Below are 11,527 nucleotides of genomic sequence, written 5' to 3' on the forward strand. Positions count from 1 at the left end.
AAATTTCTCTTATGACAATCACTCCATTCATACTTGTTATTCTTCCCAAAATTCAGGTTCGGTTGTTTCCCACATCACAGAACAATCTGCACAAACCGTTGAAACAACGGCAATATCTCCGCTTGGGGCAGTACTATGGTACCTCACCGAATCTTCGGCCAATAAATCAAAAATATCCGGAGTCCCATCGTGGGTAACCAAAGGAGCAATAAATGGCAAACAGGCATCCACATATGGCGGTAAGTCCTCTTCTGGAAAATAGTCATTGTAATCGAAAAAGATTCTTTGGGATGCTACGGATGCCACATGAAAGAATCCAAGCACTTTTTCATTTGTATTGCTTGTTGAGCGGACGTTCCCACTAAAAAATCCAGGTTGACTTGGAGAAAACAAATCGCCTTCAGCAGTGGATTCCTCCAATGTCTCCAGATAACTGTACGATTCCTGGGAGATGACCATTTGTTTGACCAAAATGCTATAGCGATGCGATAAAATAAAATTATTTCTATCGATAAATCGCAATGAAAACCTTTGCACCTCGCCTGAGTTGGACTCCTGAGGCCTGTTCAAGATGATATCGTTGGATAAATCGGTATTATAGCAGGTACGCCCCACATCACCTTCTATTGGCCAAACTACAAGTTCACCCCCTAGGATCCTTAGGGTTTGTCCACTCCACGAAGGAGCAACTATTTTATAAGTTTCTTCAAATTTATATCTCAAGTACTTGGAAAGTTGGGAATTATCGTACTCCACTGATATGTCAATGCCCTCCGTGCCATCATTGGTTGTTCTGGCAACCATTAAATTATTAATGGGAGTGGGTTCCGGCCCCAAAACAGGATCCGATTCATAAGTGCGCCCATCCCTAGTGGTTACCAACAACTGATAGGTTCTACCCGGCACAGTTCCAAATTCGGTTATCGACCCGTAGGTTCCTGGGAATACCTCTTGAAATTCGTATTGGTTATCAAGGTCGTCCACTACCGTTACACTGGCATTGACCTCCGGTGTTGGAACCAAATCTTCCAAACGAAATGCCCGATTCAACAATATTTCCTGTTGTTTCACCTCATTGGTAAGGGTAGCCTCAATGACCAAAGCATCCTCAAAAGTTTCAGTTTCCGGCTCAAAAGATTCTACACAACCATGAAAGTTGGCTACTAGAAGAATCAATACTGCGATCCGTAGTATGCCAAACTGGGCCTTATATGTCATCTTTCCTTGTGTCAAAACTTAAAATTATAGGTGATGGTTGGTATTGGAATGGCAAAAATGGAGCTTTTATAAGCCTTGATTTGCCCTTCTTCCGTTACAAAGAATACGGAAAACGGATTGTTCCTTCCCAACACATTGTACACTGATATATTCCAAAAACTATGGGCAAACTTTTTGATCTTATGGTTTCCCTCGATATTAAAACTGACATCCAATCTGTAATAATCCGGGATCCTAAATTTGTTTCGGTCACTATAAAAAGTGTATTCCTTGCCCTCGTACACATAATTGCCAACAGGATAGGTCACCGGTCTTCCCGTCTGATACACAAAATTGGCCGAAAGACTAAAACGCCGGTTAAATTTATAGTTGGTCACCAAACTAAAATCATGGGGCTTATCAAAGTTGGAAGAAAAATATTCCCCCCCATTAATTCGCTCTTCTTCCAAGTTCCCATCAAATTTGATCAGGGAACGTGCATAGGTATAACCTAGCCATCCATTGATCTTGCCCTGGTTCTTTTTTATCAACAACTCAACTCCATAGGACTTGCCATCCCCCTGTAGCACATTGGTCTCCACCGTTTCGTTCAGCAAAAGATTGGCTCCGGTCTTATAGTCCAATATGTTGGAGAACTTTTTATAATAGCTCTCAATACTTAATTCGTATTCGTTGTCATTGATGTTTTTATGCAGTCCCAAGGCAAATTGATCAGCTCGTTGGGGTTCTATATTGATGTCCGATAGTTTCCAAGTATCCGTTGGAGAAGCGGTTGTATTGTTGGACAAGGTATGTACATATTGAAAAGTGTTGTTGTAGCTGGCCTTGGCCGAAAGACTTGGAGTCAAAAAATATCGAGTTGACAACCGGGCCTCCAGACCACCGTAGGACTTAATCACTTCATTGGTGTCAAACGTTTGGGTCTCAACAAGGGTTTCTTCACTTTTGGGTTGGCCTTCTGCATAGATTCGTTGCACTGATTCTCCCAAAGCCGCATACCAGGAATACCGTAAACCCGCATTAATGGATAACCTATCATTTATTTTGAAATCATCGGATATAAAAGCAGCGGCCTCCAGACCTTTTTCCTTGGGTAGAAAAACTGGGTCAACAATGGATTCTCCGGCCAGAGGTTCAATACTTCCTGGATTTACATTGTAGAGTTTTCCAGAAATTCCATAGTCAAAACTATGGGATGCATTGTACAAATACTTCATTTTCAACTTTAACAGGGTCTCCTCTATATCGTACTTCAAATCAAAATCACCCACCGAATTGGCATCAAAGTTTATATCGAACTTGTACTGGCTACTTGTAAATATGAGATCTCCTTTGCTCTTTTCACTAAACTTATGGTTCCATTGGAGTGATACTGAACGATTACTATAGGTCTGCAAGGAATCCCTGGTCACATTAAACGCATCCCTGCTATAATACCCCATCACTTTTATATCGTTGTTCTTATTGATCTTATAGTTGTATTTGGCAATCACATCAAAAAATGAAGCTTCACTGTTTTTTAGGTCCTCATCTTCAAGGGAGCGTAAAATCCAATTGGAATAGGTAGCCCTTCCCCCCACCACAAGCGATGATTTGTCCTTGATAAGCGGTGTTTCCAAGGTTAGATTACCGGTCACAGGACCAATGGAAGCCTCCCCAGAGAATTTTTGGTCGTTTCCGTCTTTGGTGTGAATGTCAAATACCGAGGACAATCTTCCCCCATGTTCAGCCGGAATGTTCCCTTTATAGATATCCACGTTGTTGGAGGTAAATGGATTAATTGCCGAAAAAAGACCAAAGAAATGGGAAGGGTTATAAATGACAGCATGGTCTAACAGGATGAGATTTTGGTCGGTTTTTCCCCCCCGTACATTGAATCCGGATGCTCCTTCCCCAGCAGTGGTGACCCCGGGTAAAGTAGTGGCCACTTTAAAGATGTCCCTTTCTCCCAATACCAGGGGTATATTTTTTATTTCCTTGATTTCAATTTGCAAGACACCTCCAATGGTTTCCTCAATATTCCTGTTCCTATCCCCTTCCACGACCACTTCATCCAGTACTTCGAAACTCTCCGTAAGTTCAAAACTCAACTGTCCATCGCCATAAACAATCAACTCTCTTTGCTCTCCTCTATAGCCCAACGCACTAACCTCAATCTGTTGTCTTCCCAAAGGCATGCGTATGCTGTAAAACCCTTGGGCATTTGTGGTTGTACCTTGACCACTTCCTTTGACCACTAGGGCCAAACCCTGAATAGGTTGTTGGGTAACCGAATTAATGGCATACCCTTGAAGGGTCGCAAATCGATTTGGGTTGTTTCTATCCTCCTTCCCAATTTTGACAATTTCTCTCGTTTGTCGCGTTCCTCCTTGCTCCGTTCCTTGTAGGATAGGCATAATATCCCTGGCATCAATGCTTTCCACCACCACGGAATCGATGGATGGTTCATCCAATGTTCGAAAGAAGTCTTCCGGAAGCGCATCATAAATAATACTTCCCTTGGTGAGCACCACTCGTTTACCATCCATTATATGATGGTTAAGGTTGGTTTCGGCGAACAGGTCGTTAAGAATTTCATTGATGGACATTCCAGTATAACTTTTGGAAATTGAATGGGTATCCAACCAGTCGTCCACATAATAAAAAGTGTAATCCGTGCCTTCCTGAAGTTTAACCAATGCTTCCTTCATGGATAGGTTATCAAAGGACAAACTTAATTGCTCGTCAATTGCCTGTGCAAATCCACAATAAAATCCCAATATCAATAAAGTACTCAGTATATATTTCATTCTACTGATGTGCTTTTGTTGGATAACAGTTGTTGGTGAATCACGTCCATCATCTTAATGAAATACTCGTCCCTGTTGGCTTTTTTGAGATTGTCAATGGATTGTTTGTTCAACGCACTCTTGGCTTCGGGGAAAATTCGGAGTATATCTTTTTTGTTTTTGATTTCGGTCAAGTGATCTCCATGGTTGACGTAATAGGCATCCTTGCTTACGAATTTATATCGGACAAGATTCTTTTTGTAATTGGTAAAACCGACCTTTTTATGTTTTTTCAAGAGTCTAAACCAAGGGGTTTCAGACATCATCTCATAAAAAGAAGTCACTTTGGCTTGACCTTCCCCCTTATGGATAACTACAATGAATCTGCGTCCGTCGATAACAAATTCAGAAATTCTTTCCTTGACCAATTTCAACAACTGCACTTGCGCGTCACTGCGCAATGGGAGCAAAAGTTCATCTTCATAGAGGTCATATTTCATATCAACATCGAAATAGGTCTCCCCATCAAACACAATATATCCTTTTAGGTAGTCATTGGATGCATAGAATTTATGGGTTCCATCAACAGCCCCGTATTTCTCAACGGTTAAAGTTCCCTCCAGTAGGTTGGTATTTTCAATACCCGTGGTTTTGTCAAACCAATTGTAGTGGTCTTTGTCTTGAATGGAAGATTGTCCCAAAGCCCATCCTCCGAAGAAAAGGAACATTGCGAACGCTATAGGAATTGTCCTAGTCTCCTTCATGACATTTTATTGATAAAGCAGCTGCCATGGCAACATGCAAGCCGCTTGGCAAGACAGAAAGATGAGATGAAAATCATGACCGTTTTTCGATTACTCTAATGTAGCTTTTAAAGCCGTGCGAAGAAAATAGTTTAGACGAATAACGTTTTATCCCACAAAACCAGCGCTTTTGGGACAACCATGGCCTATTTCAAGCTTATAAACCAAACAACAAGAATAGAAAAACTGTGTCCTGGCACCTACCCTTTAATTTTAACCGTCCACTCAAAATGGAAGGTCGAGACTTTTACCCCATCCTGGTTTACGCCCACCGATTTCATCCAAAAGGTCTGCCCCTCCCCCGTATCAATAGTTTTTTGAAGTGCCTCTTCTATTAAATGCCCATCCTCACAGGTAAAAGTTATTCTTCCCGTGGCCTTTTTGGTAAAGGCAGCTTTGTTGTTGGCCACCAACATGGAAATGTTTTTACCACTTTTCTGGATTTGACGAATGACCATAGCACCCGTACTTAACTCTGCGGCCATGCCCTGAACGGCCCAAAACATGGATCTAAACGGATTCTGATTGAACCATCTATGCTTTACGCTGGTTACCGCCTTTTGTTCGTCAATATAGGTAAGGCGTACGCCGCACCACCAGGCGGCAGGTAGTTTAAAAAAGGTGAATGTGTTGAATTTACTGGGACTAAGAGCCATGACTTATGTTTTGGTCGGTTAAAAATAACCAAATTAATCGTTAGTTCTATTTGTTAAATATATGTTAATTTATAGTACTTTGTTTTGCATAGTACCATCTTTTAGACATATATTTGCATTGTAAGCTAATAGGTGATGCTTGTCATCAATCCGAACTTGCTTCGGGTTCCCATCCAAATTTGGGACCAACCTAGTAGAAATTCTGGAACAAATTCAGAATGAAAAATTGCAAAATCATCAATTAAAAATGGCAACAACATTAACCAAACACGAACGAAATTTATCCGCGATCATACACGCGTCCACTTTTTCCAAGTATTTTATTCCTTTTGGGAATTTTATTCTACCGCTGATCTTGTGGACGGCCAATAAAAAGGAGTATGCATTTGTGGATTACAATGGTAAACAGGCACTTAATTTTCAAATTAGTATGCTGTTGTATTCCATTATAGTTGGATTGGTAAGCATTCCATTTTTTATCGGGTTTTTGCCTGATCTATTTGACTGGAATTTCTTGGGCTTTCATCGGTTAAATGACCTGAACAATTTGAACATCCATTTTGATAGCGACGATTTTCGGTTCGGTCGGTTCTTTTGGCCGGTGGGTATCACGGGGCTGCTTCAGGCGGCCCTAGTTGTGATCAATGTGGTTTACACCATTTTGGCCACCATCAAGACAAATGACGGGGAGACCTTTAAATATCCCATCACCATAAAATTTATAAAGTAACATCACATCAATCAAAATATTAGGAGTTTAATCATCAATCAAAAAACGAAAAAACATCAATCAAATCAAATCATCAACCTGCCTGCCGGCAGGCAGGTCAAAAAACGTTTCCGCTCCCTCTTCTCATCAAAGAGGGATTGGGCGGAAGCAAAAAACGAACAGTTAAACAGATCCCGAACCTAGTTCGGCAAAATTAGAACCATGAAGTTATGAACATAGAAAACACAAAAGCACAAATGCGCAAAGGGGTTCTGGAGTATTGCATTCTGTCCATCTTAAATGACAAGGACAAGTATGCCTCCGAAATACTCGGAGCCTTAAAGGACGCTAAGATGCTGGTGGTGGAGGGCACCATATACCCTCTGTTAACGAGGCTGAAAAACGCTGGACTGCTCAACTATCGTTGGGAAGAATCCACCTCTGGCCCACCCCGAAAATATTATGCCCTTACCGAAACAGGAAGGTTGTTTCTCAACGAATTAAACGGTACCTGGGATGAACTAAGAAATGCAGTTAACCTGGTAACCAACACAAAATAAGAATCTAAAATGAACAAGACAGTAAATATAAATCTAGCCAATACCCTCTTCCACATAGATGACGAGGCGTACAACAAGCTTAGGCGGTATTTGGAATCCATAAAACGTTCCTTCTCCGGAACGGCTGGAAGCGATGAGATCATTGCAGATATTGAAGCAAGGGTCGCTGAACTCTTCCTGGAAAAAATGGAAAACGAAAGGCAAGTCATCACCCAAAAGGAAGTGGACGAAGTCATCAATATTATGGGGCAGCCCGAGGATTATATGGTGGATGAGGACATTTTTGAGGACGAACCGAGGAAAAGCCATACCCAAAGCACCCGAAGAACCAAAAAACTGTACAGGGACATTGACCAAAAATACATTGGTGGTGTATGTTCCGGTCTGGAACATTACTTGGGCATTGATGCCCTTTGGGTAAGATTGCTTTTTATCCTTTTGACCATTTTCAGTGGTTTCGGACTGGTAGCCTATATCCTCCTTTGGATTTTGGTTCCCGAAGCAGCCACCACCTCCCAAAAACTGGATATGTCGGGAGAGCCCATCAACATCAGCAATATAGAACGCAAAGTAAAAGAGGGGTTTGATGATGTTGCGGACAAGGTGAAAAACGTTGACTACGAAAAGGTAGGCAACAAGGTCAAGAGCAGCTCCAAGACCTTTTTTGATACCATCGGGGATATTATCATGTTCCTGTTCAAGATTTTTGGCAAGTTCATTGGAATATTGCTGATCATTATAGGGGCGTCCAGCCTGGTAGGATTGTTCATTGCCATGTTTACCGTGGGTATGTCCAATGCCGTACACATTCCCGGTGTGGATTTCTATGAAATTGTGAATACCACGGGAGCACCGGTATGGCTGATGTCCATCCTTATCTTTTTTGCCATCGGTATTCCGTTCTTCTTCTTGCTCTATTTGGGATTGAAGATTTTGGTGAACAACTTGAAATCCATTGGAAACGTAGCCAAATTTTCCTTGCTTGGACTTTGGTTGATATCCATAGGAACCATTTTTGCCCTAGGCGTTCGTCAGGCAGCGGAATTTGCCAATGTGGGCAGCGTGAACATCAAGGATCAAATGTATGTGGAAAATCCAGAGGATACCCTGGTCATCAAAATGAGGGATTCAGAATTGGAATTCAATATGGATGATGTGCATTTTGGACGCATGCGTTTTACCTATGATGAAAATGACAAGCGGATTTTGATTTCGGACGACGTGAACTTCAAAATACAAAAGTCCAAAGATGATCAAGTATCCATAAATATCAGAAAGGATTCCCACGGAAGTTCTACCCCAGCTGCCAGGGAAAGAGCGAGACAAATCAATTATGGGTATGAGGTGCAGGAAAACGAAATAATCCTTGACGATTATTTGACGACGGCAACCTCCAACAAGGCCAGAAACCAGGAGGTAACCTCAACGATCTTTATTCCCGAAGGGAAAATCATCCAGTTTAATGAGTCTACCAGAGGACATGTGGGCCGTGGAATCAAAAACGATAGGGATTACTACAGAAGCAACATGATCGGCCATATCTGGATCATGGGAGAAGATGGAGAGCTTAAATGCCAAGATTGCCCAGAAGAAATTGAATCTGATGAAGAGGAAGAAGGTGGAAGGATCATTTTGGACGAAAACGGAATCAATATTAATGTAAAAGACCGCAACGATCAATTTAAAATGAAGATTGATGAAGACGGGATAGAAATCAAAACAGGAGATCAATCAAACAATTGAGTTACCATTTTTAACAGTTGGGAAAATATTAGTACAAAATAACAATCATAAACACGAATTTCATACTGAATTAATTTCAGTATCATTTGAACACTTCATAAAATCAATCAATTAATAACAAATGCCCAGCCAAGCTGAGCATAAAAAGAACAATCATGACAACACTAGCTAGAATCGCAATCGCAGTATTATTGGCACTTTTTGCCTCCTCATGTGTGATGGACATCAACTTTGGGAATGGCAAGAAAGGTAACGGACAGGTGGTGGAGGAAACCAGAAAGGTGACCGAGGAATTTACCGTTGTATCCGCCTCCGAAGGTCTGGATGTATTTGTAACCCAAGACCAGGACTTCAAAATTGAAGTTGAAGCTGATGAAAACATCATTGACCTTATCGGTACGGATATCAGGGATGGAAAACTTAGAATCCATGCCATTGAGAACATAGGAAGAGCAACCAAAAAGGTTTATGTTTCGCTTCCAGAGATCACAGGGCTTAAAAGTTCCAGTGGCGCTGACTTAATCGCACAGAATGTAATCGAATCCGAGAAATTGGATTTGGATGCAAGCAGTGGATCTGATCTTCATATTGAACTTGTAGCCGTAGAAGTATCTGCAGATGCCAGCAGCGGTGCGGACATTAAAATATCAGGAAAGGTAGATGTATTTTATGCTGATGCAAGCAGTGGTGCCGATATTAGGGGACGTGATTTATTGGCCAAGACCTGTAATGCCGATGCGAGCAGCGGTGCGGGAATCTCTATCAATGTTTCGGAATCCCTAACGGCTGATGCCAGTAGCGGTGCCGACATTTCCTATACAGGAGACGCCAAAGTGCACACAAAGAAATCTGTCTCTGGTAGCGTCCATAAATACTAATTGAACCAAACCATCCAAAACTTGAGAAACCCGTTGAAATTTCAACGGGTTTTTGCTTTTCCAATTACCCTTGTGGTTATCTTAGTGCGTTCAAAACCGAGCTACGCATGCGCATTGAAATTAGGAAGTACGAGTTGCTGTTGCAACACCCGTTTGGCATATCAAGGGAAACCCATGTAACCCAAAATACCATGATTGTCAGCTTGTCGCACCATGGAAAAACAGGATATGGCGAATCCACTTCCAATCCGTATTACCACATTACAGTGGAAAGCATGAAGGCGGAGATAGCGGCAGTCCAAAACCAAATCGAGACCTATGAGTTTGACACCCCTGAGCGCTTCCATAGCCATCTGAAAAAATTGGGATTGCAAAATTTCACACTCTGTGCATTGGACTTGGCAGCTCACGACCTTTATGGTAAATTATTGGACAAACCTCTTTATGAAATTTGGGAAACTGACCCTTTAAAATATCCCATCACCAACTACACCATTGGAATTGATACGATTTCAAAAATGGTCGAGAAATTGAAGGAAAAGCCGTGGCCAGTTTATAAAATAAAGCTGGGAACACCAGATGATGTAGCCATTGTAACGGAACTCCGCAAACATACCGATAGTGTTTTCCGTATTGACGCCAATTGTGCCTGGACCGCTGAGGAAACCATAGGGAATGCCCCATTGCTAAAAGACTTAGGGGTGGAATTTTTGGAGCAACCCCTTAAGGCGGATGATTGGAAAGGCATGGAAAGGGTTAAAAAGGATAGTGTGCTTCCCGTGATAGCGGATGAAAGTTGCATTGAAGAGCGGGATGTTGAAAAATGCAGCACGTACTTCGACGGCATCAATATAAAATTGACCAAGTGTGGTGGGCTTACCCCTGCCCTACGTATGATCAAGAAAGGAAGGGACTTGGGCCTTAAAATCATGGTGGGCTGTATGACAGAATCTTCCGTCGGTATTTCTGCTATTGCGCAATTACTTCCCCAACTGGATTATGTGGACATGGACGGAGCCATGCTGCTCAAGGAGGACATTGCCCATGGAGTAACCGTTAAGAACAATGGGGAAATCGTATTCCCGACCACAGCTGGAAGTGGCATAACTCTAAAGTAGTGGCAATGACCATTGATTCTTACCCTGGGCGAACGATTCAGAAAAACGGCAAGGAATATCTCTATTTTGGAGGGACAAGCTATTTGGGTCTTCAATTGGACAAGGAGTTTCAAGACCTGTATATCAAAAACCTAAGGAGGTATGGCACCAATTATGGAGCCTCCCGAAAATCAAACATTCAACTTAAAATCTTTGAAGAAGCGGAGACCCATTTGGCCGAAATGGTGGGCAGCGAATCCTGTATTACCCTTTCTTCCGGATATTTAGCTGCGCAATTGGTGGTGCAGACCCTTGTGAAACAAGGACATCCTGCCATTGCGGTTCCCAATGCCCACATTGCCCTTTCAACAGATAATGTCATTCAAACAGCCAGTTCTGAAGAATTTCATGCAAAGCTTACTGAAATCCTGAACTTGGATAAGGACATCGTCCCAGCTATCCTCTTTGATACTATTGACTTTTCCAAAGGGCAGTATCCAGATTTTGAGCTCTTACGGCAATTACACTTGGATAAAATTATTTTGGTGGGAGATGATTCGCACGGAATGGGTATTGTAGGTGCAAAAGGGAGCGGCTGCTACAACATATTAAATCAGTTAAAGCCCGCACAACTGATTGTGTGTGCTTCCCTGGGAAAAGGTATGGGTATTCAGGCTGGAGCCATATTTGGTGACAAAAACACTGTGGATATGCTAAGGAACACCGCTTTTTTCGGCGGGGCAAGTCCTGCATCTCCTGCCTTCCTGAACACACTAATAAATGCCGGGGATATCTATAAAAAAAGGAGGGCCCGGTTAATGGGACACCTTGAATACATGGAGGGCATACCTCACATTAAACAACTCTTCACTCATATCACAGGACATCCCACATTTGAGTTCTGCAACCCCGAACTGGCCAAATTTTTGGAACAAAACGGGTTTGTTTTCACCAATTTCAATTACCCAGATGATAATGGGCCTATCGTAAGTAGAATTGTGCTAAGTGCCCATCATAAAAAAAAGGATTTACACAAACTTGTGGATTGTCTACAAACTTTTATCCCTTAAAGATTGAGTGGTGTCAATTGTGTAC

At 42.0% G+C, this 11,527-nt stretch carries 10 protein-coding genes; 6 read left to right on the forward strand and 4 right to left on the reverse strand.

The window, feature by feature from the left end; all coding sequences use genetic code 11:
• Nucleotides 1-36: 36 nt before the first annotated feature.
• From ACRHOZ_RS02555 to ACRHOZ_RS02570, 4 genes are all read right to left on the reverse strand, one after another.
• On the reverse strand, nucleotides 37-1,233 hold the full coding sequence (locus tag ACRHOZ_RS02555) for a DUF4249 domain-containing protein (RefSeq protein ID WP_431122016.1): 1,197 nt from the start codon (nucleotides 1,231-1,233) through the stop codon (nucleotides 37-39).
• Complete coding sequence (locus ACRHOZ_RS02560; protein WP_431122018.1) at nucleotides 1,230-4,007, reverse strand: TonB-dependent receptor; 2,778 nt, start codon at nucleotides 4,005-4,007, stop codon at nucleotides 1,230-1,232. The genes ACRHOZ_RS02555 and ACRHOZ_RS02560 overlap by 4 nt, the downstream gene beginning before the upstream one ends.
• The gene (locus tag ACRHOZ_RS02565) at nucleotides 4,004-4,750 is read right to left on the reverse strand and encodes a hypothetical protein (protein WP_431122020.1); all 747 of its coding nucleotides are present in this window, start codon (nucleotides 4,748-4,750) and stop codon (nucleotides 4,004-4,006) included. The genes ACRHOZ_RS02560 and ACRHOZ_RS02565 overlap by 4 nt, the downstream gene beginning before the upstream one ends.
• A gap of 239 nt (nucleotides 4,751-4,989) precedes the next feature.
• Nucleotides 4,990-5,445 carry a DUF4442 domain-containing protein gene (locus ACRHOZ_RS02570; RefSeq protein ID WP_431122022.1) on the reverse strand — a complete coding sequence of 152 codons (456 nt, stop codon included), beginning with the start codon at nucleotides 5,443-5,445 and terminating at the stop codon, nucleotides 4,990-4,992.
• 247 nt (nucleotides 5,446-5,692) lie between these two features.
• Between ACRHOZ_RS02570 and ACRHOZ_RS02575 the strand changes: the two genes are divergently transcribed.
• The 6 genes from ACRHOZ_RS02575 (at nucleotide 5,693) to ACRHOZ_RS02600 (ending at nucleotide 11,502) form a co-directional block, all read left to right on the forward strand.
• Nucleotides 5,693-6,175, forward strand: a complete 483-nt coding sequence (locus ACRHOZ_RS02575) for a DUF4870 domain-containing protein (protein WP_420400169.1) — start codon at nucleotides 5,693-5,695, stop codon at nucleotides 6,173-6,175.
• A 209-nt stretch (nucleotides 6,176-6,384) separates the two neighbouring features.
• Entirely contained in the window at nucleotides 6,385-6,714 is a 330-nt protein-coding gene (locus ACRHOZ_RS02580) for a PadR family transcriptional regulator (RefSeq protein WP_097045933.1), read from the forward strand.
• A gap of 9 nt (nucleotides 6,715-6,723) precedes the next feature.
• Nucleotides 6,724-8,457 (forward strand): PspC domain-containing protein, encoded by a 1,734-nt coding sequence (locus ACRHOZ_RS02585; protein WP_431122025.1) that lies wholly within the window; start codon nucleotides 6,724-6,726, stop codon nucleotides 8,455-8,457.
• Nucleotides 8,458-8,612: 155 nt separating this feature from the next.
• Nucleotides 8,613-9,335, forward strand: a complete 723-nt coding sequence (locus ACRHOZ_RS02590; protein WP_422348413.1) for a head GIN domain-containing protein — start codon at nucleotides 8,613-8,615, stop codon at nucleotides 9,333-9,335.
• Nucleotides 9,336-9,442: 107 nt separating this feature from the next.
• Nucleotides 9,443-10,453: a dipeptide epimerase gene (locus ACRHOZ_RS02595; RefSeq protein ID WP_431122029.1), complete on the forward strand. Its 1,011-nt coding sequence runs from the start codon at nucleotides 9,443-9,445 to the stop codon at nucleotides 10,451-10,453.
• Between the two features lie 5 nt (nucleotides 10,454-10,458).
• A complete protein-coding gene (locus ACRHOZ_RS02600) occupies nucleotides 10,459-11,502 on the forward strand; it encodes an aminotransferase class I/II-fold pyridoxal phosphate-dependent enzyme (RefSeq protein WP_431122032.1) in 1,044 nt (347 codons plus the stop codon).
• Nucleotides 11,503-11,527 lie beyond the last annotated feature (25 nt).

It is taken from the genome of Flagellimonas flava (assembly GCF_050617915.1).
Classification (GTDB): Bacteria; Bacteroidota; Bacteroidia; order Flavobacteriales; family Flavobacteriaceae; genus Flagellimonas; species Flagellimonas flava_A.